Below are 23224 nucleotides of genomic sequence, written 5' to 3'. Positions count from 1 at the left end.
CAGGAGACAACTGAGATGGCACGTTCGACGACGTCCCGTGCCGCAACCGCCCCCGCTTCCGCCCGGAGCGGTCATCGAGTCGAGCAGATCGTCCGAGCCGCGACCCACCTGTTCCAGGATCTCGGGTACCAAAACGTGAGCATCGACCAGATCGGCGCGGCGGTAGGTCTGACCGGACCCGCGGTCTACCGGCATTTCAAAGGCAAGCACGACATCCTCGTGCAGGCGTTGATGGCCCAGGTAACGCTCGTCGAACAACTCGCAGATCGTGCCGACGACGAGGGCGCGACACCTCTCGAGCAGCTCGACCTGTTTCTCGACGGTTTGAGTGATCTGACGGCAAATGGTGACGAGGCCACTCTGTGGCGGCGGGAACAACGGCACCTCCAGGAGGACGAACGTCGAGTCTTCCGGAACTACTTCTCCGTCAATCGCGACCGTATCGCCGCGAGGATCACTGCCGCTCATCCCGAGATCACCGCGCACCGCGCCGAACTGCTGGGCTTCGCGGTCCTCACGATGTACTCGAACACGACGACCATCCGGGGCACGCTCACGCCCGAGCGGTTGATCGAGATCCAATTGGCGATCGCGCGGGCGATCATCGCCTGCGAACTACCCGAGGCAGGGCCGGATTCCGCACCTGCACCGAGCCCGGTCCCCCGTCGGCCGGCGGGACGCCGCGAGCGGATCCTCGAGGCCTCCTCACAACTGTTCGTCGAGCGCGGTTTCTACGACGTACGCATCGACGACATCGCGAAGGCGTCGGAGATGTCCGTGGCGACGCTGTATCAGCACGTCACCGGGAAGACACAGGTACTGCGTGCGATCCTGGAGCGCGGCGCGGAGGGACTGTTGTACGTGACAGCCGACGCCCTCGCCCAGGCGACCTCGTCGCAGCAGGTGCTCGACTCGTTGATCGGCACGTACATCCGGCAGGCGTTGGGTGTGCACGGCCGGATCATGCACATCCTCACCACCGACCTGCTGTATCTCTCCGAAGAGGAACAGGCCGCACTACGGGAGACCCAGCGCGAATACGTCGCCGAATGGATCGAAACCATCTGCGCCATTGCAGAGAACCTGTCGGCGGCGGATGCACGGGCCCTCGCCCAGGCCGTCATCGGCGTGATCACCGACGTCTCGCAGAACGCCGAGCTCCGTGAGCGCCCCGGCATCACCGAGGAACTGTCCGCTCTGGCACACGCCATGATCCTCCCGGCCGGCCTCGTGTCCTCATGACCACCACATTCCATCTCCCTCCAGGAAGGGAACGAAGAATATGTCCCCGAACGATGCACGCTGTGCGGTCGTCGTAGGTGGCGCCTCGGGTATCGGTGCCGCGATAGCCCGGGCACTGGCCGGCGACGGCGCCACTGTGACCGTGGCCGACCGCAACCTCACGGCGGCGAAGGAACTCGCAGCCGAACTCGGCGAACCCCACGACGCCGTCGAAGTGAACGTGACGGACGAGAATTCGGTCCAGGAGTTGTTCGAATCCGTCCGCACACGACGCGGCCGACTCGACATCGCAGTGAACAGCGCCGGACTCAGTGTCGCCGGTTCGATCACCGACCTGCCCGCCGACAAGTTCCGTCTCGTCGTCGATGTCTGCCTCACCGGCGCCTTCCTGGTGGTCAAGCATGCGGCCCGCGCAATGGACGACGGCGGAGTGATCATCTCCATCTCGTCGTTGAACGCGCGGCAACCCGGCACCGGAATGAGTGCCTACTGCTCCGCCAAGGCCGGACTGGCGATGCTGACGCAAGTCGCCGCCCTGGAACTGGCGCCACGGGGCATCCGGGTCAACGCCATCGCCCCCGGAATCGTCATGACCCCGTTGACCACACCGTCGATGGCCGTGCCGGGTCTTCAGGACGACTACCTGGCCAACACACCGCTCGGCCGCTCGGGTACGCCCGAGGAGATCGCCGACGCTGCCGTCTACATGACTCACGCGTCCTGGCTCACGGGTGAGAGTCTCGACATCAACGGCGGTGCACATCTGGTGAAGTATCCGGATCTGCTGGCCCACTTTCGCCGGGCCACCGCCTGACCCCACACCGACCAGCACGTCGACCCGTCGTGCGCGACATTCGACTCTCTCGCGGCTCCGCGGGGGACGCCGACGTCGTGCACGGCGGACGTGTTCTCGGCCCGGGAAAACCCGGCGCATCCTCAGAGTTACCACTAACGTCAAACGCTCACCGACGCTCTCGACCTTCCGCGCAGAAGCGTTCGATTCAACTGATCTTCGATACCGCCCAGAGCAATCCGATCCGTAACATGTTGTCTTTCAATCGATTTCAATATCTCTGTTGATTGCACGCACCCACACACGAATCCCCTCCTCGAGAAATGTTCGAACTTCGCATTGACGATCGATCGATGGAATGCCACGATATGAACGTTCACTGATTATGTGCCCCCCGTCACATTCCACGGGTCGCCCTTCCGAATCGGTCGAACCGCAGCAGCACACGTTCATCGCTGTACGGATCCCGGACCGGAGGTCACGGCACACTCCCGCCGCTACCGAAGGACATCAGATGACAACCACACCTGCAGACGACGTGATCGGCAACGACACCGCGGGAAGCACGGAGCTCCCCCGCTTCCCGTTCGGTCGCACCTGTCCGTTCGCGCCCCACGACAAGTACGAATCGTTCAGCGACGACAACCTGCAGAAGGTCGATTTCAAGGGGACCCCCGGATGGCTGATCACCGGGTACAACAACGTGCGCTCGGTGCTCGCCGATCCTCGGATGAGCGTGCGCGGCATCGACGACTCCTCCCGCGGTGATGCCGGCGAGGAAGCGGTTCCCGGCTTCTTCGTGGCCATGGATCCGCCGCAGCACGACGATCTGCGCAGGATCCTGGCGAAGGAGTTCACGCCCCGCCGCATGGCGGCGATGCGACCGAACATCGAACGGATCGCGAACGAGCTCGTCGACGCGATGCTGAAGTCCGACGAACCGGTCGACTTCGTCGATGCTGTTGCGCTGCCACTCCCCTCGCTGGTCATCTGTGAACTGCTCGGCGTCCCGTACGACAAGCACGACTTCTTCCAGGAACGCACTCGTGCGGTCCTCGCCGCCGACAGCACTCCCGAGCAGATCGCCGCTGCGATCGGCGATGTGATGACCTACCTGGCCGAACTGGTCACAATCAAACAGCAGACCCCCGGCGACGACCTGGTCAGCCTCCTGGTCAAGCACATCGAGTCCGGCGATCTCAGCATCGTCGACGTGGCAGGCATGTCGACCTTCCTGCTCATGGCCGGCCACGAAACCACCGGCAACATGCTCGGTCTGGGACTGTTCGCGCTGCTCGAGCACCCCGATCAGCTGGCCGAACTCCGCGAGGACCCGGAGCTCATGCCCCAGGCCGTCGAGGAACTGCTCCGTCACCTCGACATCATCGGAAGCCTTCCCCGCACCGCGACCGAGGACATGGAGGTTGCCGGACAGCAGATCGCCAAGGGCGAACTGCTGATGTTCTCGACGGAGGCAGGCAACCGCGACCCGTCGGTCTTCGACGAGCCCGATCGCCTCGACTTCCATCGGGATGCCAGCCGGCATCTGACCTTCGGCCACGGAATCCACACGTGCCTGGGCGCTCCGCTTGCACGCCTCGAGTTGCAGGTGGTGTTCTCCATCGTGCTCGAGCGCATTCCGGGCCTGCGTCTCGCAGTGCCCGCGGCGGACATCGGGCTCAAGAACGACGCCCGCATCTTCGGTGTCCACGAACTCCCGATCACGTGGGACCGAGCCTGACGACCCATTTCGGACTCTACGGAGAGGAGGAGGCCGGGTGAGCACCCGCGCTTCGTACGACGACGAGATCGATGTCGTCGTGGAGAAGGTCGACACTGTGGCCACCGGAGTCAAGGCACTCGTCCTGCGGCCGGTAACAGGCACGAGCCTTCCCACCTGGACACCCGGGGCACACATCGACGTCCTTCTTCCGTCGGGACCGGTTCGCCAGTACTCGTTGTGCGGCGACCCATCGGATTCCGACGCATGGCGGATTGCCGTCCTCCGGGAACCACCGGCGAAGGGACGCGGCGGATCCGAGTACATCCACACTTCCGTTCACGCAGGAACGAAGCTCCGGGTCGGATTACCCCGCAACAACTTTCCGTTCGTCGAGTCGAGCCGGTACCTGTTCGTCGCCGGGGGAATCGGGATCACCCCCATCCTCCCGATGATCGCGCGGGCCCAGGATCTCGGTGCGGACTGGCATCTGGTCTACGGAGGCCGGACCGCCGAATCGATGGCCTTCCGCGACGAACTGTCCCGATACGGAGATCGGGTCGAGATCCTTCCCGAGGACAACCACGGTCCGATCGATCTGGACAGAGTGCTCCGTGAGCCCCGGAACGACACCGCCGTGTACTGCTGCGGCCCGTCCGGCCTGCTCGAGGCAATCGAGCATCGATTCGCATCGTGGCCCGAAGGTGCTTTGCACACCGAGCGTTTCATTCCGGCAGTGGCGCCGGAGGCCTCCGGAGACACCGCCTTCGAGGTTGTGCTGGCCAAGCAGAACCGCAGTTTCGTAGTCCCCACCGGCGAGACGATCCTTCACACCCTCGAATCGAACGGAATCGACGTCCTGTCGTCCTGCCAGCAGGGGATGTGCGGACGATGCGAGCAGACGGTCCTGGAGGGGATCCCCGACCATCGGGACGAGATCCTCACTCCGGAAGAACAAGCCGCGGGCGAATACATCCTGATCTGTGTATCCCGGTGTCGAGGCGATCGCCTGGTACTGGACCTGTAAGTCCACCAAAATTTCGACAAGGAGTGAAGAAATGGGCCGTGTAGAGGGCAAGATTGCCATCGTCACCGGTGCGACGAGCGTTGAACCGGGAGGTCTCAACATCGGTGGCGCCACCGCTACCGAGCTGGCAGCCGAAGGTGCACGAGTCGTTCTCGCCGACATCAACATCGAAGGCGCTGAGCGTCTTGCGGCGATTCTCAACGAACGTCACGGCGACAAGACCGCTCTGGCGGTCGAAATCGACCTACGGCACGAAGACCAGATTCAGAAGCTCGTGCAGCGGACCGTCGACTACTTCGGTGCTCCCGACATCGTCATCAACAACGCCGGCATCTTCCCCGGCGACGACGGTGATGTCGCCAACATGGCAGTCGAAGTATGGGACAACGTCATGGCCGTCAATGTCCGCGCGGCCATGCTGCTCACCAAGCACACGTTGCCATATCTTCGCAAGAACGGTGGGGCCATCGTCAACACCTCGTCCACCCACGCGTTCGCCGGCGACACCAGCCTCACCGGCTACGGCGCCACCAAGGCAGCCCTCATCGCCCTGACCAAGTTCACCGCGACGCAGTACGGCAAGGAAGGAGTGCGTTGCAACGCCATCTGCCCGGGCACCACCACCACTCCTCCCGCGCAGGCGTTGCCCGAGGCAATCAAGGACATCTACGTGGGGCACACAATGCGTCCGAGCCTGAACGGACCGACAGAACTGGGCAAAGCATTCCTGTTCCTCGCGTCGGACGACTCCCGAGGCATCAACGGTGAGGTCATCCGGGTGGACGGTGGACTGCTCGCTCACCAGCCGTTCGTTCCGGATATGCACCGGCTGGGCATGGTCACGGCGCCTGCCTGATCGCCGCTGCCACGGGAATCACCGGCTTCGACGCCGGTCTCGATACACGGAGGATCTGCTCGGCATCCGCGACGAGCCCTTGCGGATTCGGATCCGCAAGGGCGATTCCTCCGGCCGGCGCTCAGCGGCCGAAGGTAGCGACGGCTGCGAAACCGTCGCCGAGGAACTGGCGCGGTTGTGAGCGGAGACCCGGCTGCGCAGCGCGGAGACGACGTGCGCTGTGTGGACGGGTGATCTTCCACAGTGATCGGTGGCGCACGAGTACGAGGATCGGTCCCCGGAGTCGTCGGCGTCGCCGCCCGGTCCGCGACGCCGACGGCACCGTGGTGGCCGCGATCAGCGTCACCGGTCCGTCTTACCGCTTCCGCCCGAGGCCCACGCCGTGGCCGTGCGCGCGGCAGCCGACGGCATCGGCCTCACCCTCGCCCGCCGGACACGGTTGCTCACCGCCGACCGGCCGTGACCGCCGGCTGACATTCCTTGCGGCGTCGCGCGACGGTGGCACGGCGCACGGTTCTCGATCCGGCGGAGGGTCCTGGCGGGCGGAGGGTCCTGGCGGGCGGAGGGTCCTGGCGGGCAGAGGGCCTTGTCGGGCAGAGGGCCTTGTCGGGCAGCGGGCGGTCCGTGACGATGCTCGCCGGTCAGGCACTCTGCCCGCAGGGCGGGCGACTCACGGCCGGACGAGGATTTTGACGTTCTCCTCCTTGTTGGAGATCAGTTCCTCGAACCCGTGGGCGACGATGTCGTCGAGGTCGATGCGGCCGGTGATGAACTGGTAGGGGTCGACCTTGCCGGAGGCGATCATCTCGATCGTCGCGGGATGGTCGTTCGCGTAGGCCAGGCTGCCGAGCAGGTTGACCTCGCGGAAGACCAGGTCGTTCATCGCGACGGACGCCTCGTGGCCCCAGATCGCGACGTTGACGCACGTGCCGCCCGCCCGGGTGGACAGGATCGCGGACTTCAGCACCGCGTCGATGCCGGCGCATTCGAAGGAGACGTCGGCGCCGCGGCCGCCGGTCAGCTCGAGGACCTGCTCGGTGACGTCGCCGTCACGCGGGTCGATGATGTGGTCGGCACCGGCCGGTTCGGCCTTCTTCTTCCGCACGTCGGCGGGTTCGACGACGATGATCTGGTCGACCCCGGCGGCGCGCAGCGCCGACGTGGTGACGAGGCCGATCGGCCCGGCACCGAACACGAGCGCCGAGTGGCTCGGTCGCGCTCCGGACAGGCGCACCGCGTGATACGCCACGGCGAGGGGCTCGACGAGGGCGCCGACGTCGGTGCCGAGTTCGCCGAGCGGGTGGATCCAGCGCCGCTCGGCCACGACGAACTGGGAGAACCCGCCCCCGTAGCCCGACAGGCCCACGAATCCCAATGTGCCGCAGACGTTGTAGCGTCCGTTGCGGCAGGCGTCGCAGCGTCCGCAGATGATGTACGGCTCGACCGCGACCCGGTCGCCGACGCGCAGATCGTCGACGCCGTCCCCGACTTCCGCGACGACGCCGGCGAACTCGTGTCCGAGGGTGATCGGCACGGTCTCACCGGTGATGGGGTGCGGTGCGTCGGCGGGCGGGGCGAAGATCGGGCCCTCGAGGTACTCGTGCAGGTCGGTGCCGCAGATGCCGCACCACTCCACCTCCACCTTGACGGTGCCGGGGCGGGTGGCCGGTTCGGGAATGTCCTCGACCCGGATGTCCCCGGGGCCGTGGAAGCGGGCTGCCTTCATGCGTCGATCTCCTCGCTGTACGGGCGTCGGATCATGGTCGGCCGAGTCCGACGCGGGATCATCCGGGTGCGCCGCTGCCGAGGTCGGCGCGTGATCCAGCACACAGCCGGCACGGCGCCACGGCAAACGTTGCAGTGCGTTGCGCGTACCGCCGGGTGTGGTGCCGGACACACCCGAGGGCATATGCTCGCGGCAACTCGACCGACGAGAGACGGAGACCGTGGGCAACTTCAGCGCCATCGAACCGGGCACCGACCTGCACCGATACGCGCGTGAGCTGGCGCGCATGCACGATGCGGTCATCGGCGGCGGCCGGTCGCCGCTGCGGCCGCGGTCGGTGGTGGCCCGGTCCTGGTCCCGGGTGCTCGTCGCGGGGCTGGCTCCGGACGGCAGCAACGCCCGCGCCCTGCTGCCGCTCGCCGAGGTCGAACGGCGCCGGCGGAACTCCCCGCTGTCGGGGGTGATCGGCGACCTCGAGCAGGTGGTGTGCTCCGTGGCCGAGGCGTCGCACATGTTGATGGTCGTGACCGACGCGGACGGGATCGTGCTGTGGCGGGCCGGGTCGGCCAAGGTGCGCAGCCGCGCCGACAGCCTCGGATTCAGCGAGGGCGCCCGGTGGACGGAGGCGACCGTGGGGACCAATGCGATCGGGACGGCCCTCGCCGAGGCCGCCCCGGTACAGCTGTTCTCCGCCGAGCACTTCGAGCAGTCCCAGCACCCCTGGTACTGCACCGCGGCACCGATCCACGATCCGCGCACCGGGGAACTGCTCGGCGTGGTCGACGTGAGCGGCCCCGCCCTGACCATCCATCCCACCATCAGCGCGCTCGTCGAGACGGCGGTGCGGCTCGCCGAGGCGCAGCTGTGGCGGTTGCACGAGAACCGGCTCGAACGGCTGCGCACGGCCGCGGCGCCGGTGCTCGCCTCGATGAGCGGGCCGCTGCTGCTCGTCGACGAGCACGGGTGGGTGGCGCACGCGTCGGGCGTTGCGGCCACCAAGCGCGTGGCGGCGCCGACGTCCGAGCGGACCTTGAGCGTGCCCGGCCTGGGCCTGTGCGTGCCGGAGCAGCTCGCGCACGGCTGGCTGATCCGGCCAGCGGGTGGCCCGGCGCGGATGGCGATCGAACTGGACCTGTCCGGCACGCCGACGGTCGTCGTCAGCGGCGCCGACTCGGCGTGGCGCAGCCCGCTGTCCGCCCGGCACGCCGAGATCCTGCTCCTGCTGCACCTGCGGGGGCCGCAGGGAATGACGGTGACCGAGGTGAGCAACGGCATCTACGGCGACCCGGACCACGCCGTCGCGGTGCGGGCGGAGGTGTCCCGGCTGCGCCGCGTCCTCGGCTCCGTCGTCGAGAGCCGGCCCTACCGGCTCGCCGACTCGGTCGACATGACGCTCACCCTCGGAACGGCCGAACGCCTCGCGGACTGCGCGTTCGTCCGGCACGCGACCAGCCCGGCCGTCCGCGCGCTCGCGGACGGCCGGTGAGAGCTCAGGCCCGGTAGGCGTCCGTCCCGGCCCGGCTGAGCACCAGGCGCGGCAGCACCGCACGGGAGGACAGCCGCAGCACCGCGTCGACGAGTTCGACGACGTCGTTCACCTCGAGCATCTCCTCGGCGGGGATGTGGTCCTTGATCCAGTCGGACATGTCGGTGTCGACGTAGGCGGGTGCGATCGCGGACGCGCTGACACCGTTGCCGGACTCCTCGGCGTTGAGCGTCTCGACCAGAGAGATCAGCGCCGCCTTCGTCGCACCGTACACGGCCAGGCCGGCCTCGGCGTAGACGCCGGTGATCGACGACAGCGCAACCACTTTCGCACCGCGGCCTGGGGCGGCGGTCGCGGCCTTGCGCAGCAGCGGCAACGATGCCTGGATCAGGGCGAAGGGGGTCTCGAAGTTGACGGACACCGTCTTGCCGAAGCGCCGCATCGGGAACTCGGCGATGGTGCCGGCGGTGCCGACGCCGGCGTTGAGCACGAGCGCCCGCATGCTGCCGAACGTCTCCTCGTGCGCCGCGACGACGCGTGCCGCGGTGTCCGGGTCGCCGAGGTCGGCGGCGACGACCCGGACCTCGGGCGCACCGGCGTCGCGCAGGCCGGCGGCCACCGCGTCGAGCCGCGCCTCGTCGCGCGCGGTGAGGGTCAGACCGTAGCCCTGCTCCGCGAGGCGGGTGGCGACACCGAGCCCGATGCCGCGGGATGCGCCGGTGACCAGGGCGCTGGGGTTCACGAGATCGGTTGTCACGCTGCGCCTCCCCGCAGTGCCTCCAGGCCGGCGGCCGCGAAGACCGGTACGGCCTCCCCTGCCCGGTCGAAGCCGTCGCCGACGGTCGCCCCCACGCGCCAGCGGTGGTTGATGCCCTCGGCGATGACGGCGAGCTTGAAGTTCGCCAGGCCCATGTAGAAGTTCCAGTGGGCGAGTTCGCGGCCCGTCGCCACCGCGTAGCGCTGTGCGAGGTCGTCGGCCGACGGCAGGCGCGGGCTCGTCCACGCGGCGGATTCGCCGAGCACCTGATCGAGCGCGGGGTTGCGGTACACGCACATCAGGGCGACGTCGGTGAGCGGGTCACCGAGCGTGGACAGTTCCCAATCCACCACCGCCGCAATCTTTCCGGCATCGGCAGGATCGAGAATGGTGTTGTCGATCCGGTAGTCGCCGTGCACGATCGACGCCGCCGACGACGCGGGGATCGCGTCGGCGAGGGCGGCGTGGAGCCGATCGAGGTCGTCGAGGTCGCGGGTCTTGACCCGGTCCCACTGGCCGGCCCACAACTTCACCTGCCGGGTGACGTACCCGTCGGGGCGGCCGAGGTTTCCGAGGCCGACGGCCTCGTAGTCCACCGAGTGCAGGGCGGCGAGCACGCGGACGAGCTCGCCGGTGCACGATTCGATCTCGTCGTCGCTCAGGGTGGCGAGGTCCTCGGTCGTGCGGATCACCCGCCCGGTGACGTGCTCGACGACGGTGAACGGAGCGCCCATCACGGAGTCGTCCTCGCACAGGACGACGGTCTGCGCGACGGGCACGCCGCAACCCTGCAGCGCCGACGTGATGCGGAACTCGCGGGCGACGTCGTGTGCGGACGGGGTGAGCCCTGCCGTCGGCGGCCGGCGCAGCACCCACCGCGACGTGTCGTCGAAGATCGCGTACGTCAGATTCGACTTGCCGCCGGAGATGAGTTCGGCGCGCAGTTCGCCGTCGAGGGCGATGCCCGAGTCCTCCAGGTAGCGGTGCAGGGCACTCAGGTCGAGTCCCTCGTGCTGTGCGGTCTTCATGCCCGGCTCTCCTTCGCGGCGGCGGCCTTCTTCGCGGCGCCGACGGCGCGCTTGGCGATGGCCCAGCGGTGCACCTCGGAAGGCCCGTCGTAGATGCGGAACGGGCGGACCTCGCGGGCGAGCCGCGCGACGGGCAGGTCGGCGGAGACGCCGAGGCCGCCGCACATCTGCATCGACCGGTCGACGATGCGGAACACCGCCTCGGCCGCGAAGGTCTTGGCGATGGACGTGGAGTTGGACGCGTGCGAGCCCTGGTCGAGTTCCCAGCACGCCTGCGTCAGCAGGGCACGGGTGGCGGCGATGTCGATCTCGTTGTCGGCGACCATCTTCTGGATCATGCCGAGGTCGCCGAGCTTGCCGCCGAAGCCTTCCCGCTCGGCGACGCGGGCGACGGCGATGTCGTGGCCGCGGCGCGCCGCGCCGAGCCAGCGCATCACGTGCGTCATGCGGGCGGGCCCGAGCCGCACCTGCGCGTAGGCGAAGCCCTGGTCGACCTCACCGAGGACGGCGGAATCCGGCACGAACAGGTCCTCGAAGAACACCTCGCAGTGACCGCCGATCATGGCGCGGTCGATGGTGTCGATGTGCCGGCCGACGGTCAGGCCCGGGGTGTCGGCGGGGGCGAGGAACATCGTGGCGCCGCCGCGCTGTCCGGGTTCGCCGGAGGTGCGAGCCATGATGATGAAGAAGCCGGCGCCGTCGGCCCCGGTGATGAAGTACTTGCGGCCGTTGATCTTCCAGCCGCCAGGGACCTTCTCGGCGCGGGTGGTGAGCGCGTTGGGATCGGACCCGGCGCCGGGTGCCGGTTCGGTCATCGCGAATCCGGACCGCACGTCGCCGTGGGCGAGCGGCGCGAGGAACTGCTCCTTCTGTTCCGGGCTGGCGATGTGCGCGAGCATGTGCACGTTGCCCTCGTCCGGGGCGGCGATGTTGAGTGCGATGGGCCCGAACAGCGAGTAGCCCGCCGCCTCGAACACCGGGGCGCGGTCGACCATGCCGAGTCCGTGGCCGCCGTACTCGACGGGCGCGTGCGGCGCGAAGACGCCGGCGTCCTTGGCCGCCTGCTGCAGCTTCACCCGCAGGTCGTCGCCCCCGGCGGCGGTGATGTCACCGTTGTGGGCGTCCTCGACGGGCAGCACGTGCTCCCGGACGAACTCCTCGGTCCTCGCCACCAGTGCCTGGACGTGTTCCGGGTACGACAGATCGACAGCCATCGCGATTCCTCCTCCTCACCCCGACCGATCGATCGCTCGGTTACGACAACCGTGACACACCCCACCCCGCGCGGTCAACCCGGACGATCTACCGGGCGCCCACGGCGCAGTCCCTACCGTGCGCCCACGGCGCAGCGCGCGATGGCGAGGTAGCGGCGGACGACCTCGTCGGGAGCAAGCGGCCCGTCCGGTCGGTACCACCCGGCGACGGCGACGCACATGGTGGTCACCGCCCGGCTCGCGTCCTCCGGGAACTCGGTACCGAACTCCCCGCTCGTCACCCCGTCCCGGACGATCTCGTCGAGCATCCGCTGCTGCTCGTCGCGCAACGCGATGTAGGCCTTCCTGCTGTCCGGTTCCATGCTGCGCATCTCGGTGGAGGCGACGAAAGCCTGATTGCGCCGGAACATGTGGAACCGCAACAGGGACTCGACGACCGCGTCGAACCGCTCGGAGGCCGTGGGGCCGGCCTCCGCCAGAGCCCGCCGGCTGCGGTCGAGCAGATCGCCCATCACCGCCGTCGTCAGCGAGACCAGCAGCGCCTGCTTCGACGGGTAGTGGTGGTACAGGCCCGGCACCGACAGCCCGGCCCGGGCGGCGATCTCCCGGATCGAGGTGCCGTCGTAACCGCGCTCGGCGAACGCCTCGAGGGCGGCCTCGAGCGGCTTGGGCAGGGTCGACGGCCCGTACTGCCGCCACGATCCCGATTCGACGGCTTCCTCACGCGTTTCCATGGCATCACCGTAGGCGACCCCGGCGGGCCGGCCGAACGTCACCGCCGGCCGGCCCGTCACCGGATCGCGGTGCCGGTGCCGGCTCCCGTCAGTAGTCGTCGTCGCCGTAGAGCACCATGCCGCGCAGGTTTCGGCCCTCGTGCATGTCGGCATAGCCGTCGTTGATGTCCTCGAGCCGGTATGTCTTGGTGACCAGCTTGTCGAGCTCGAGCTGTCCACTGCGGTAGAGGTCGAGCAGCTTCGGGATCTGCGAGCGCGGGCCGACACCACCGAAGATCGCGCCCTGCAGGCGCTTCTGCAGCAGGGTCAGCTCGAACAGGCTCAGCGTCACCTGGGTGTCGGCGGCGCTGCCCATGCCCACCACGACCACCTGGCCGCCCTTGCCGGTCAGCGCCATCGACGGGGCGATGATGTCCCCGTGGATCTCACCGACGGTGATGATCGTGACGTCGGCCATCGCACCCCAGGTGATCTCGCCGATCACCGGCAGCGCCTCCTCGATCGAGGCGAACGTGTGGGTCGCCCCGAATTTCTTGGCCTGATCCCGCTTGAACTCCACCGGGTCGATGGCGACGACGTGCCGGGCACCCGCGTGCGCGGCCCCCTGCACCGCGTTGATGCCCACGCCGCCGATGCCGATCACGACGACGGAGTCGCCCACCTTGGTGCCGCCGATCGCCGTCGCGGAGCCCCAGCCCGTGGCAACGCCACAGCCGAGCAGGGCGGCCTTGTCGAGCGGGATGTCGTCCTCGATCTTGATGACCGAGGCCTCGTGCACGGTGACGTAGGGCGCGAACGTGCCGAGCAGGCACATCTGGATGACCGGATCACCATTGAGGGTCACCCGGTGCGTCTTGTCGGCGATGGCCTGCCCGGCGAGGAGGTTCGCCCCCTCGTCGCAGATGTTCTGCAGGCCCTTCGCGCACGCGCGGCATCGCCCGCACGCGGGGATGAAGGCGAGCACGACGTGGTCGCCCTCCCGGATGTTGGCCACCCCCGGCCCGACCTTGGTGACCACGCCGGCGCCCTCGTGCCCGCCGAGGACGGGGAAGGACGCCATCGGCGTCGCGCCGGAGCGTAGATGTTCGTCGGAGTGGCACAGTCCGGACGCGGCCAGACGCACCTGCACTTCACCGGCGACCGGGTCTCCGAGGTCGATCTCCTCGATCTCCCATGGCTGATTGAGCCCTTTGATCACCGCAGCCTTGGTCTTCACGAACCCTCCCACCGGATCCACTGTGAACTGTGTCACCATGAGTAGAGCAGGACGAGCGTCCGCATGGACGACTTTGAGGATCTCCCCGGGACGCGAGTTACCTGATACCGTGGGTAACGGAAATGTCCTCATGGAGGTACACGATGATCCACATCCGCCACACCGCCGTTGCGGAGGTTCCCCTCGAGGTGGCGTTCGCCTACCTCGACGATCACCGCACGGTCCCCGAATGGATGTACGGCGTCAACCGCTTCGTGCCGGTGGGACCGCAGGTCAACGGCCTCGGCGCGGTCTTCGACGCGACCATGCAGATCGGACCGAGGGGCCTCGACTCCCGCCTCGCGATCGTCGACTGGGAACTCGACCGCAGGATCGTTCTCGACTCCATCGCGGGGTTCCGCACCGCCTCGTCGTGGGAACTCGCCGACCTCGGCGACGGGCGGATCCGCCTCGACGTCGACTTCGGGTACCAACTTCCCGGCGGCCTGGCCGGACGGGCGCTCGGCAAGCTCATCGAACCGGTGGTGGGCACCGCGATCCGCCAGACCGAGCAGGCGCTGCGCTCGAACCTCGGCCGCGTCGCCTGAGCGACGCGCCACCTGCGCAAGGATCCGATCAGCGGGAGGATGCGTACCCTCGCACGGCGATCGGCACGGACACGGCAAGGATCACCGCCGTCCAGGCGAAGGCCGCGACGACCGGATGCTGCATGGGCCAGGCCGCGTCGGCGGCGACCGTCGTCCCGGATCCGAACAACTGCCGCAGGGCCGCGACCACGGCGCTGACGGGGTTCCATTCGGCGATCGTCGCGACCACGGCCGGCATCGTCTCGGTGGGGACGAAGACGTTGGAGAACATGACCGCCCCGAAGATCAGCGGCGCCACCTGCTGCAGCATCTGCTCGTCGCGGATCGAGGCGCCGAGCACGATCCCGAGCCACGCGAGCGCGAACCGGAACGCGAGCAGCAGCAGCACGGCAAGCGCCACGTCGGCGGGGGTGGCCTCGACCCGCCATCCCGCGAGAAATCCCACGGCGGCCATCGTCGCCAACGCCGAGGCGCCGGTCACCGTCTCCGCGAGTGCGAGGCCCGCCGGCACCGCGACCGGCGGGACGGGCAGAGCCCGCAGCCGGTCCGTCAGGCCGCTGCGGAGGTCGGCGTTCACGGTCGACGCGGTGACGACGATCCCCATGGCCGCGACGAGGACGAGGACTCCGGGCGTCAGGTACGACCGGTAGGCGGCAGCGTCGGATCCGCCGGCGAGCGCGCCGCCGAATACGAAGCCGAACAGCAGCATCATTCCCAGCGGTGCCGCGAGGGTCACCGCGAGCAGGCCGGGCGCGTTCCGGTACGTCGCGGCCACCCGCAGGAACAGAATCCAGGCACCCGCCGCCGGCGAGACGGTGCGGGTGGCGGTGGGGGCAGTCATGCGGGAATCCCTTCGGTCGGGCGACCGGTAAGTGCGAGGAAAGCGTCGTCCAAGGTGGCGCGCCGGCGGCCGATGTCCTGCACCGCGATGCCCTCCGCGTCGAGGGCGCGCAGGATCGGCAGCAGGGCGGCCGGCTCACCGTCGAATCCGAACGTCAGCCGCAGCGGCGCATTCTCGTCCCGGGCCGGCGCGTCGACGGGTCTTCCGCCGAATCGCTCGACGATCGCGGCGACGTCGCCCCGCCGGTGCGGATCGAGCACGACGACGTCGAGGCCGCTGCCCACGGTGCGGGCTATCGCCTCCGGCGTCCCGGTGGCGACGACCCGACCGGCGTCGAGGATGGTGACCGTGTCCGCCAGCCGCTCGGCCTCGTCGAGGTACTGGGTCGTGAGCACGACGGTGGTGCCTTCCTCCACGAAAGACCGTACATACCGGTAGATCTCGTTGCGGCTGCGGGGATCGAGGCCGGTGGTGGGCTCGTCGAGGAAGAGCACCGCGGGACGGACGACCATGCCCGCGACGATGTCGAGCCGCCTTCGCATGCCGCCGGAGTACGTGTGCACCTGCCGGGCCGCGGCGGCGGTCAGGTCGAAGCGCTCGAGCAGGTCGTCTGCGTGCCGGCGGGCGCCCCGGGCGCTGTACCCGTTCAGGCGGGCAACCATCGTCAGGTTCTGGGTGCCGGTGAGGCGGGGGTCGACCGCGTGGTACTGGCCGACGAAGCCGATGTTGCGCTTGACGTGAGCAGCCTCGCGGACGGTGTCGTGACCGAGGATCCTGGCGCTGCCGGAGGTCGGTCGCAGCAGGGTCGCCAGCATCCGCACGGTCGTGGTCTTGCCGGACCCGTTGGGGCCGAGCAGCGCGTGCACCCGACCGGCGGGCACCTCCAGGTTCAGCCCGTCGAGCACGAGATGGCTGCCGTACCGCCTGGTGAGCGCCTCGGTTTCCAGAACCGTCATTCCGACCTCCACGATTGGGAACATCGTTCGCAATTACACCGTACGCGTCTGCGAACGTCGTTCGCAACTGTCCGGGTAGTGCATGCTGGCACCCATGCCGCATGCCGAACCCCCGACCTCGCTGTGGTTGCGTGCCGACGACCCCAGGCCCGGGCCGCGCCCTGCCCATACGCTCGAGCAGCTCGCCGAGGCGTGCGTCGGCCTCGCCGACGCAGACGGGCTGCGTGCCGTTTCGATGCGGCGCGTCGCGCAGGAACTCGGGACGGCGGCCGCCTCGCTCTACCGCTACGTCGCAGGCAAGGACGATCTCGTCGCTCTCATGGTCGACCGCGTCGCCGCGGAGTACCGGTACCCGCCCCTGACCGGGGACGTGCGGACCGACGTCCTCGCCCTCGCGGAACAGGCCCGGCAGCTGCACCGTCGGCATCCGTGGTTGAGCGTCGCGGGCACGACGACACTGGGTCCGCACTCGATGCGATACCTCGACCACATGGTCGGCGCCCTCGCACCGACCGGCCTCGACGCCACCGCGACCATGATGGGAATCGCCCTGCTCTCAGGCTGGGTCACCACCTTCGCCGCGCAGGAGGCGGCGGGGTTGTCCGCCCCCACCGCCGGTGGCGGCGCCGAGCACATCACCGCCATGCTGGCCCACGGCGACTACCCCCACCTGGCCGGCCTGCTCGCTTCCGCGGGCGGGAACGCCGGCGCCACACCCGTCGACAACGATGCCGCGTTCCGGGCCGGGATCGAGGCACTGCTGTTCGGCATCGCGCCGCACCCGTGAGCGAGCCCGCTCGCTTCGGGCGACAAATTCTTGGAGAACAAGGGAATTCACGCGCCCTTCCGGAATCCGCCCACACAGTTGCGCGGGCGGATCCCGGAGACGTGAGCAACTCCGCTAGGTTCACCGGCGGAGGTGCCGCCGGATGACTGACGATCGCCGCATGATCCACGTGTGCCACGACGGCGTGGCGCACGTGGACCGCCAGGCCGCCTTCGCCTACGTCGCCGATCACCGCACGGTCCCGGAGTGGATGTTCGGAGTCACCCGCTTCGAGCCCGTGGGTGATCGGGTCCGCGGCGTGGGCGCGCGCTTCGACGCGAGCATGCGGATCGGGCCGGCCACCTTCGACTCCCGGCTCGAGATCGTCGAGTGGGAAGACAACCACCGGATCGTGCTGAGCTCGATCTCCGGCTTCCGCACCCTGTCGTCGTGGCAGTTCGACGATCTGGGCGACGGTCGCATGCGTCTCGCCGTCGACTTCGGCTACCGGCTGCCCGGCGGCGCGGCCGGTCGCGCGGCGGGGCTGCTCATCGAGCCGCTGGTGGGCACGATCGTCCGCCGGACCGAGCACGCGCTGCGGGAGCAGGTCAGCCGGATCTCCTGACCCGCCGCGCGTCCGGTCAGAAGTTGCCGCGCGCCGCCTGCTCGCGCTCGATCGCCTCGAACAGGGCCTTGAAGTTGCCCTTGCCGAAGCCGAGCGAACCGTGCCGCTCGATCAGCTCGAAGAACACCGTCGGGCGATCGGTGATCGGCTTGGTGAAGATCTGCAGGAGGTAACCGTCCTCGTCCCGGTCCACGAGGATGCCACGCTTCTGCAGTTCCTCGATCGGCACCCGCACGTTCCCGATCCGCGCGCGCAGCTCGGGGTCCTCGTAGTAGGCGTCGGGCGTGGCGAGGAACTCCACGCCCTCCTCGCGGAGCCGGTCGACGGCGGTGAGGATGTCGTTGGTTGCCAGCGCCAGGTGCTGCGCGCCGGGACCACGGTAGAAATCGAGGTACTCGTCGATCTGCGAGCGCTTCTTCGCGACGGCCGGCTCGTTGAGCGGGAACTTGACGCGGTGGTTGCCGTTGCAGACCACCTTGCTCATCAGGGCCGAATAGTCGGTGGCGATGTCGTCACCGATGAACTCGGCCATGTTGGTGAAGCCCATGACGCGGTTGTAGAAGCCGACCCACTCGTCCATGTGGCCGAGCTCGACGTTGCCGACCACGTGGTCGAGGGCCTGGAAGATCCGCTTGGGCGCGCCGTCGCGCTTGCGGTAGGTCGACGACTTCTCCACGTAGCCGGGCAGATACGGGCCCGTGTAGCGGGACCGGTCGACGAGCGTGTGGCGCGTCTCGCCGTAGGTGGCGATCGCGGCGAGCCGCACCGTGCCGTACTCGTCGCTGATCTCGTACGGCTCCTCGAGGACCGTCGCGCCCTGGGCCCGGGCGTGCGCGATGCACTTGTCGACGTCGGGCACCTGCAGCGCGATGTCCACGACGCCGTCGCCGTGCCGGCGATGATGCTCGACGAGAGGGCTGTCCGGATCGACCGCACCCTTGACCACGAACCGCACCGCCCCGCTGCGCAGGACGTAGGCGTGGTGGTCGCGGTTGCCGGTGGTGGGACCGGAGTAGGCGATCAGTTCCATCCCGAACGCGGACTGGTAGTAGTGCGCGGCCTGGGTGGCGTTGCCCACCACCCACACCACCGCGTCCCAGCCGCTGACGGGGAACGGGTCCCGCTCGGCGTCGTACTCGACGAGGCCGACGAGCTGCCGCAGTTCCTCGGGGTTCAGCTGGGCGAGCTTCTCGCTGTCGGTGAGGGTGAACTCGAGAGTCATGGCAATTCCTCCTGCCGCCGGACGCGGCGCCATCGGTGTGTCGTGTGTCACCAGGAAAAACCCCGTCGCGGCGACGGTGCAATCTCGCCTCTCCCAGCTGATCGACCTGACTGGAAAAGGCGGGATGCCGGGCGAGCCGCTATACAATCGGCACAGTTTCCGCCGCCTCTTCGGAAGGAACGGCCATGCGTGACGCCGTGCAGCTGGACGAGTTGGATTTCGCGCTCCTGGACACGCTGCACACGGATCCGAAGATCGGCGCCCTGGAGCTGTCCCGGAGGTTGCGGGTGGCGCGCGCGACGGTCTCGGCACGGCTGCGCCGGCTCGAGGAGTCCGGGATCATCGCCGGCTACGAACCGCGGCTGGACCTGGCGGCCGCCGGATTCGAGGTCCAGGCCTTCGTGACGATGGAGATCGTCCAGGGCGCGCTCGAAGCGATCACCGATGTCCTCGAAGCGATTCCGGGGGTGCTCGAGGCGTTCGCGACGACCGGCGCCGGCGACATCCTGTGCCGGATCGCCGCGGACTCCCACCTCGGTCTGCAGCAGACGCTGATCGAACTGAACCGGTCGTCGATCGTCGCCCGGTCGACCAGCGTCATGGTGCTGTCGGAGGTGGTGCGGTACCGGGCCATGCCGCTGCTCCGCACGCTGCAGCCGGGCAAAACCGCCAAAGCGCCCGCCTACCGTCGGTAGAGCTGAAGGTCGGCGCGCTCGCCCCCGCCCGCCGAAAACGTCGAAACAGCTCTGCACACTGCACAGAAAAACGACGGGCGGCTGCGCTACAGCTCTTCAGCCTGACCAGTAGTGCAGGCCGCACTTGCGCCCCCTCTGTAACCACGGTCACAGTCTTCTTCATTCGCCCGCTCCCCGGGCATCGCACCGTCCCGACTCCCGAGAGAAGACATGAAGAACCTGCTGACCCGTTTCGAGGACAAGGCCCCCGAGATCGTCTTCGAGTGGCACGACACCGAGACCACCGCCCGCGGCTGGGTCGTCATCAACTCCCTGCGCGGCGGCGCGGCCGGTGGCGGCACGCGGATGCGCCGCGGCCTCGACCGCCGCGAGGTCGAGTCGCTGGCGAAGACGATGGAGGTCAAGTTCACCGTCTCCGGTCCGGCCATCGGCGGCGCCAAGTCCGGCATCGACTTCGACCCCTCCGATCCCCGCAAGGACGGCGTGCTGCGGCGCTGGTTCCGGGCGGTCGCGCCGCTGCTGCGCGCCTACTACGGCACCGGCGGCGACCTGAACGTCGACGAGATGACCGAGGTGGTGCCGCTCACCGAGAGCAACGGGCTGTGGCATCCGCAGGAGGGCGTCGTCAACGGGCACTTCGCGGCGGACGACCGCGAACGCGTCCAGCGGGTCGGGCAGCTGCGGCTCGGTGTCGCGAAGGTCGTCGAGGACACCCGGTTCACCCCGGCACCGGATGCGAAGTACACGGTGGCCGATCTGATCACGGGCTGGGGCGTCGCCGAGTCGGTGCGCCACCACTACCGCATCTACGGCGACCCCGCGGGCAATCACGGGCTCGGGGGCAAGCGGGTGATCGTCCAGGGCTGGGGCAACGTCGGCGCGGCCGCGGCCTACTACCTGGCCCAGGCCGGGGCTCGCGTGGTCGGCATCATCGACCGCGACGGCGGCATCCTCGACACGGCCGGTCTCGACTTCGACGAGGTGCGCACGCTGCTGCTGAACAAGGACGGCAACGCGCTCCGCAGCGACCGGATGCGTCCCTTCACCGAGGTGCACGACGCGATCTGGGACCTCGGCGCCGAGATCTTCCTCCCCTGCGCGGCCTCCCGCCTGGTCACCCGCGAACAGGTCGACCGTATGGTCGCGGCCGGCCTCGAGGTGATCGCCAGCGGAGCGAACGTGCCCTTCGCCGACGACGAGATCTTCTACGGCCCCACCTACGAGCACGCGGACAAGTCCGTTTCCGTGATCCCCGACTTCATCGCCAACAGCGGCATGGCCCGCGCCTTCGCCCAGCTCATGGAGGGTGACGTGGAGGTCTCGGACGCGGCAATCTTCGGCGACGTCTCGGACACCGTCGCGGGTGCGCTGCAGCGCTGCCACGACCGCTGCGCCGACCATACGGGCGTCGCGGCCACCGCGTTCGAGATCGCCCTCGACCAGCTGGTGCCGGCCGGGGAGCGCATCGATGACTGACACCTTGGCCACCACGCCGGCCACCACCACCGAGCCGGCGCCGCGGGCGATGCTGCACCAGGCGATGCGGCCGCGACAGCTGGTGATGATGAGTCTCGGCGGCGCGATCGGCGCGGGACTGTTCGTCGGCTCCGGCGCCGGCATCGCCGTCGCGGGCCCGGCCATCCTCGTCTCGTTCCTCGCCGCCGCGGCTCTCGTCGTCCTCATCATGCGGATGATGGGCGAGATGGCGGCCGCGAACCCCGCCAGCGGCGCCTTCTCCGTGCACGCGGAGAACGCCCTCGGCTCCGTCGCCGGCCGCACCATCGGCTGGCTGTACTGGATCCAGGTGGTCATCGTGATCGCGGCGGAGGCGACCGGCGCCGCCGCCATCACCGCCGCCTCGATTCCCGGGATCCCGCAGTGGGCCGCGGCACTGTTCTTCATGGTGGTGCTCACCGGCGTGAACCTCGTCGGCGTACGCCGGTTCGGCGAGGTCGAATTCTGGTTCGCGGCACTGAAGATCGTCGCCATCGTCGCCTTCCTCGCGATCGGCGTCGCGATGATCGCGGGATGGGTGCCCGCCTTCGACAGCACCGGGTTCGCGAACCTCACCGCGCACGGCGGCTTCGCGCCCACCGGTATCGCCGGTATCGCCGCGGGCCTGCTCATCGTGGTGTTCGCGTTCGGCGGCACCGAGATCATCGCCATCGCGGCCGCCGAGACCTCCGATCCGCGCCGGAACGTCGGCCGCGCGGTGCGCACGCTGATCTGGCGCATCCTGGTCTTCTACATCGGCTCGGTGCTGATCATGGTGACGGTGCTGCCGTGGACGTCCGAGGATCTCGTCACGGGCCCGTTCGTCGCGGTGCTGAACGCCGGCGCCGTGCCGGGGGCGGCCGCCGTGATGACCGTGATCGTGGTGGTGGCGCTGCTGTCCTCGCTCAACGCGATGCTCTTCAGCGCCTCACGGATGATCTACTCCCTCTCGCAACGCGGTTCGGCTTACCCCGCGTTCGGTCGGGTGGCCGCCAACGGGGTGCCCCGCAACGCGGTCCTCGCCTCGGTCGCGTTCGGATTCGTCACCGTCGCACTCAACTACGTGCGTCCCGACAAGGTGTTGCCGCTGCTGCTCAACGCCGTGGGCTCGACCATCCTCGTACTGTGGACGTTCGTGGCGGTCTCGCACCTCGTGCTGCGCCGGCGGGCCCGGCGCGACGGCACCGAAGACGCCCTGCCGCTGAAGATGTGGGGCTTCCCGTACCTGTCGTACGCGACCCTCGGCCTGCTCGCCGGCATCGCCGTGCTCGCGCTGTTCGACACGGCCGCCCGCACCCAGCTCATCGCGACGGGCGCACTCACCGCCACGATCGCGGGCGCGTGCTGGCTTCTGCACCGCCGGCAGACGGTCCGGCAGCCGTAGCCGACCGCACAGACGACGACGCCGTGCGTCCTCCCGCAGGGGGGAGGGACGCACGGCGTCGTCGTGGATCGGTCCCCGCCGTCAGTCCTTCGGACCACCGGCGACGTAGATGACCTGACCCGACACGAATCCCGCACCCTCGCTCGCGAGGAACGAGGCGGTGTGCGCGATGTCGTCGGGCTTTCCGGTGCGGGCGACGGGGATCTGCGAGGCCGCGGCGGCCTTGAAGTCCTCGAACGACATGCCCACCCGCTCGGCCGTCGCAGCGGTCATCTCGGTCTCGATGAAGCCGGGGGCGATCGCGTTGGCGGTGACGCCGTACTTGCCGAGCTCGATCGCGAGGGTCTTGGTGAAGCCCTGCATGCCGGCCTTGGCGGCGGAGTAGTTGACCTGACCGCGGTTGCCCAGCGCGGAGGTGCTCGACAGGTTGACGATGCGGCCGAACTTGGCCTCCACCATGTACTTCTGCGTCGCCCGGGACATGAGGAACGCGCCCCGCAGGTGCACGTTCATCACGGCGTCCCAGTCGTCGACGGTCATCTTGAACAGCAGGTTGTCGCGGGTGATGCCGGCGTTGTTGATCAGCACCGTGGGATCGCCCAGCTCGTTCGCGACCTTCTCCACAGCCGCGGCGACGGACTGCTCGTCGGCGACGTTCGCGCCCACCGCGAGGGCCTTGCCGCCGACCGCCTCGATGGCCGAGACGGTGTCGCCGCATGCGGACTCGTCGAGGTCCAGGACCGCGACCTGGAATCCGTCCTGCGCCAGCCGCTTGGCGACTGCGGCGCCGATGCCGCGCGCGGCTCCGGTGACGATGGCGGTGCGGGTGACTGTTTCGCTCACTGCTTACCTCCG

General features: G+C 68.8%; 22 protein-coding genes. 12 read left to right on the top strand and 10 right to left on the bottom strand.

Annotated features, from left to right (window positions below; all coding sequences use genetic code 11):
* Window positions 1-15 precede the first annotated feature (15 nt).
* The 5 genes from JYA75_RS07135 (at window position 16) to JYA75_RS07115 (ending at window position 5638) form a co-directional block, all read left to right on the top strand.
* A complete protein-coding gene (locus tag JYA75_RS07135) occupies window positions 16-1242 on the top strand; it encodes a TetR/AcrR family transcriptional regulator (RefSeq protein WP_185713209.1) in 1227 nt (408 codons plus the stop codon).
* A gap of 40 nt (window positions 1243-1282) precedes the next feature.
* Window positions 1283-2056 (top strand): SDR family NAD(P)-dependent oxidoreductase, encoded by a 774-nt coding sequence (locus JYA75_RS07130; protein ID WP_185713210.1) that lies wholly within the window; start codon window positions 1283-1285, stop codon window positions 2054-2056.
* Window positions 2057-2549: 493 nt separating this feature from the next.
* The gene (locus JYA75_RS07125) at window positions 2550-3776 is read left to right on the top strand and encodes a cytochrome P450 (RefSeq protein ID WP_185713211.1); all 1227 of its coding nucleotides are present in this window, start codon (window positions 2550-2552) and stop codon (window positions 3774-3776) included.
* A gap of 37 nt (window positions 3777-3813) precedes the next feature.
* Window positions 3814-4782: a PDR/VanB family oxidoreductase gene (locus JYA75_RS07120; RefSeq protein ID WP_185713212.1), complete on the top strand. Its 969-nt coding sequence runs from the start codon at window positions 3814-3816 to the stop codon at window positions 4780-4782.
* 31 nt (window positions 4783-4813) lie between these two features.
* The gene (locus JYA75_RS07115) at window positions 4814-5638 is read left to right on the top strand and encodes an SDR family oxidoreductase (protein ID WP_185713213.1); all 825 of its coding nucleotides are present in this window, start codon (window positions 4814-4816) and stop codon (window positions 5636-5638) included.
* Between the two features lie 670 nt (window positions 5639-6308).
* Here JYA75_RS07115 and JYA75_RS07110 read toward each other — a convergent pair.
* On the bottom strand, window positions 6309-7364 hold the full coding sequence (locus JYA75_RS07110) for a 2,3-butanediol dehydrogenase (RefSeq protein WP_203329820.1): 1056 nt from the start codon (window positions 7362-7364) through the stop codon (window positions 6309-6311).
* A gap of 220 nt (window positions 7365-7584) precedes the next feature.
* Between JYA75_RS07110 and JYA75_RS07105 the strand changes: the two genes are divergently transcribed.
* The gene (locus JYA75_RS07105) at window positions 7585-8850 is read left to right on the top strand and encodes a GAF domain-containing protein (protein ID WP_006939953.1); all 1266 of its coding nucleotides are present in this window, start codon (window positions 7585-7587) and stop codon (window positions 8848-8850) included.
* Window positions 8851-8854: 4 nt separating this feature from the next.
* Here the strand turns inward: JYA75_RS07105 and JYA75_RS07100 are convergent, their stop codons facing one another.
* The 5 genes from JYA75_RS07100 to JYA75_RS07080 all read right to left on the bottom strand — a co-directional run bounded on the left by JYA75_RS07100 (window position 8855) and on the right by JYA75_RS07080 (window position 13799).
* The gene (locus JYA75_RS07100; protein WP_203330160.1) at window positions 8855-9592 is read right to left on the bottom strand and encodes an SDR family oxidoreductase; all 738 of its coding nucleotides are present in this window, start codon (window positions 9590-9592) and stop codon (window positions 8855-8857) included.
* An 11-nt stretch (window positions 9593-9603) separates the two neighbouring features.
* Window positions 9604-10635 (bottom strand): phosphotransferase family protein, encoded by a 1032-nt coding sequence (locus JYA75_RS07095; RefSeq protein WP_029546452.1) that lies wholly within the window; start codon window positions 10633-10635, stop codon window positions 9604-9606.
* Window positions 10632-11849: an acyl-CoA dehydrogenase family protein gene (locus JYA75_RS07090; RefSeq protein WP_043798040.1), complete on the bottom strand. Its 1218-nt coding sequence runs from the start codon at window positions 11847-11849 to the stop codon at window positions 10632-10634. Before JYA75_RS07090 ends, JYA75_RS07095 begins: the two co-directional genes overlap by 4 nt.
* Window positions 11850-11962: 113 nt before the next feature.
* On the bottom strand, window positions 11963-12583 hold the full coding sequence (locus tag JYA75_RS07085) for a TetR/AcrR family transcriptional regulator (protein WP_203329819.1): 621 nt from the start codon (window positions 12581-12583) through the stop codon (window positions 11963-11965).
* A gap of 88 nt (window positions 12584-12671) precedes the next feature.
* Window positions 12672-13799, bottom strand: a complete 1128-nt coding sequence (locus JYA75_RS07080; protein WP_203330159.1) for an NDMA-dependent alcohol dehydrogenase — start codon at window positions 13797-13799, stop codon at window positions 12672-12674.
* A 143-nt stretch (window positions 13800-13942) separates the two neighbouring features.
* Here JYA75_RS07080 and JYA75_RS07075 point away from each other — a divergent pair, with 143 nt between their 5' ends.
* Window positions 13943-14386: an SRPBCC family protein gene (locus tag JYA75_RS07075; RefSeq protein ID WP_006940694.1), complete on the top strand. Its 444-nt coding sequence runs from the start codon at window positions 13943-13945 to the stop codon at window positions 14384-14386.
* A 28-nt stretch (window positions 14387-14414) separates the two neighbouring features.
* On the opposite strand, the gene JYA75_RS07070 is transcribed toward JYA75_RS07075, so the two are convergent.
* A complete protein-coding gene (locus JYA75_RS07070; protein ID WP_050036026.1) occupies window positions 14415-15227 on the bottom strand; it encodes an ABC transporter permease in 813 nt (270 codons plus the stop codon).
* Window positions 15224-16183, bottom strand: a complete 960-nt coding sequence (locus JYA75_RS07065) for an ATP-binding cassette domain-containing protein (RefSeq protein WP_185713215.1) — start codon at window positions 16181-16183, stop codon at window positions 15224-15226. The genes JYA75_RS07070 and JYA75_RS07065 overlap by 4 nt, the downstream gene beginning before the upstream one ends.
* A gap of 94 nt (window positions 16184-16277) precedes the next feature.
* On the opposite strand from JYA75_RS07065, the gene JYA75_RS07060 reads away from it, so the two are divergent.
* On the top strand, window positions 16278-16970 hold the full coding sequence (locus tag JYA75_RS07060; RefSeq protein ID WP_231385959.1) for a TetR/AcrR family transcriptional regulator: 693 nt from the start codon (window positions 16278-16280) through the stop codon (window positions 16968-16970).
* Between the two features lie 160 nt (window positions 16971-17130).
* Window positions 17131-17574 (top strand): SRPBCC family protein, encoded by a 444-nt coding sequence (locus JYA75_RS07055; RefSeq protein WP_006940686.1) that lies wholly within the window; start codon window positions 17131-17133, stop codon window positions 17572-17574.
* Window positions 17575-17590: 16 nt separating this feature from the next.
* Here JYA75_RS07055 and hppD read toward each other — a convergent pair whose 3' ends face one another.
* A complete protein-coding gene (gene hppD / locus JYA75_RS07050) occupies window positions 17591-18796 on the bottom strand; it encodes a 4-hydroxyphenylpyruvate dioxygenase (RefSeq protein ID WP_006940681.1) in 1206 nt (401 codons plus the stop codon).
* A 185-nt stretch (window positions 18797-18981) separates the two neighbouring features.
* Between hppD and JYA75_RS07045 the strand changes: the two genes are divergently transcribed.
* The 3 genes from JYA75_RS07045 to JYA75_RS07035 all read left to right on the top strand — a co-directional run bounded on the left by JYA75_RS07045 (window position 18982) and on the right by JYA75_RS07035 (window position 22369).
* Complete coding sequence (locus JYA75_RS07045; RefSeq protein ID WP_006940680.1) at window positions 18982-19491, top strand: winged helix-turn-helix transcriptional regulator; 510 nt, start codon at window positions 18982-18984, stop codon at window positions 19489-19491.
* 210 nt (window positions 19492-19701) lie between these two features.
* Window positions 19702-20967, top strand: a complete 1266-nt coding sequence (locus tag JYA75_RS07040; RefSeq protein ID WP_006940679.1) for a Glu/Leu/Phe/Val dehydrogenase dimerization domain-containing protein — start codon at window positions 19702-19704, stop codon at window positions 20965-20967.
* Window positions 20960-22369 carry an amino acid permease gene (locus JYA75_RS07035; RefSeq protein ID WP_006940674.1) on the top strand — a complete coding sequence of 470 codons (1410 nt, stop codon included), beginning with the start codon at window positions 20960-20962 and terminating at the stop codon, window positions 22367-22369. The genes JYA75_RS07040 and JYA75_RS07035 overlap by 8 nt, the downstream gene beginning before the upstream one ends.
* An 81-nt stretch (window positions 22370-22450) precedes the next feature.
* On the opposite strand, the gene fabG is transcribed toward JYA75_RS07035, so the two are convergent.
* The gene (gene fabG, locus JYA75_RS07030; RefSeq protein WP_185713216.1) at window positions 22451-23212 is read right to left on the bottom strand and encodes a 3-oxoacyl-ACP reductase FabG; all 762 of its coding nucleotides are present in this window, start codon (window positions 23210-23212) and stop codon (window positions 22451-22453) included.
* Between the last annotated feature and the right edge of the window lie 12 nt (window positions 23213-23224).

The sequence above is a fragment of the Rhodococcus sp. PSBB066 genome, assembly GCF_017068255.1.
Lineage (GTDB): Bacteria > Actinomycetota > Actinomycetes > Mycobacteriales > Mycobacteriaceae > Rhodococcus > Rhodococcus aetherivorans.
The sequence above is the reverse complement of the archived record's forward strand: the minus strand, read 5'-3'. Positions and strand labels throughout refer to the sequence as shown.

What these genes read in the sequence shown, in the direction of transcription:
- JYA75_RS07135 (WP_185713209.1), top strand. Translation starts at nt 16, where the DNA reads ATGGCACGTTCGACGACGTCCCGTGCCGCAACCGCCCCCGCTTCCGCC.
- JYA75_RS07130 (WP_185713210.1), top strand. Translation starts at nt 1,283, where the DNA reads ATGTCCCCGAACGATGCACGCTGTGCGGTCGTCGTAGGTGGCGCCTCG.
- JYA75_RS07125 (WP_185713211.1), top strand. Translation starts at nt 2,550, where the DNA reads ATGACAACCACACCTGCAGACGACGTGATCGGCAACGACACCGCGGGA.
- JYA75_RS07115 (WP_185713213.1), top strand. Translation starts at nt 4,814, where the DNA reads ATGGGCCGTGTAGAGGGCAAGATTGCCATCGTCACCGGTGCGACGAGC.
- JYA75_RS07110 (WP_203329820.1), bottom strand. Translation starts at nt 7,364, where the DNA reads ATGAAGGCAGCCCGCTTCCACGGCCCCGGGGACATCCGGGTCGAGGAC.
- JYA75_RS07095 (WP_029546452.1), bottom strand. Translation starts at nt 10,635, where the DNA reads ATGAAGACCGCACAGCACGAGGGACTCGACCTGAGTGCCCTGCACCGC.
- JYA75_RS07090 (WP_043798040.1), bottom strand. Translation starts at nt 11,849, where the DNA reads ATGGCTGTCGATCTGTCGTACCCGGAACACGTCCAGGCACTGGTGGCG.
- JYA75_RS07085 (WP_203329819.1), bottom strand. Translation starts at nt 12,583, where the DNA reads ATGGAAACGCGTGAGGAAGCCGTCGAATCGGGATCGTGGCGGCAGTAC.
- JYA75_RS07075 (WP_006940694.1), top strand. Translation starts at nt 13,943, where the DNA reads ATGATCCACATCCGCCACACCGCCGTTGCGGAGGTTCCCCTCGAGGTG.
- JYA75_RS07070 (WP_050036026.1), bottom strand. Translation starts at nt 15,227, where the DNA reads ATGACTGCCCCCACCGCCACCCGCACCGTCTCGCCGGCGGCGGGTGCC.
- JYA75_RS07065 (WP_185713215.1), bottom strand. Translation starts at nt 16,183, where the DNA reads ATGACGGTTCTGGAAACCGAGGCGCTCACCAGGCGGTACGGCAGCCAT.
- JYA75_RS07060 (WP_231385959.1), top strand. Translation starts at nt 16,278, where the DNA reads ATGCCGCATGCCGAACCCCCGACCTCGCTGTGGTTGCGTGCCGACGAC.
- JYA75_RS07055 (WP_006940686.1), top strand. Translation starts at nt 17,131, where the DNA reads ATGATCCACGTGTGCCACGACGGCGTGGCGCACGTGGACCGCCAGGCC.
- hppD (WP_006940681.1), bottom strand. Translation starts at nt 18,796, where the DNA reads ATGACTCTCGAGTTCACCCTCACCGACAGCGAGAAGCTCGCCCAGCTG.
- JYA75_RS07045 (WP_006940680.1), top strand. Translation starts at nt 18,982, where the DNA reads ATGCGTGACGCCGTGCAGCTGGACGAGTTGGATTTCGCGCTCCTGGAC.
- JYA75_RS07040 (WP_006940679.1), top strand. Translation starts at nt 19,702, where the DNA reads ATGAAGAACCTGCTGACCCGTTTCGAGGACAAGGCCCCCGAGATCGTC.
- JYA75_RS07035 (WP_006940674.1), top strand. Translation starts at nt 20,960, where the DNA reads ATGACTGACACCTTGGCCACCACGCCGGCCACCACCACCGAGCCGGCG.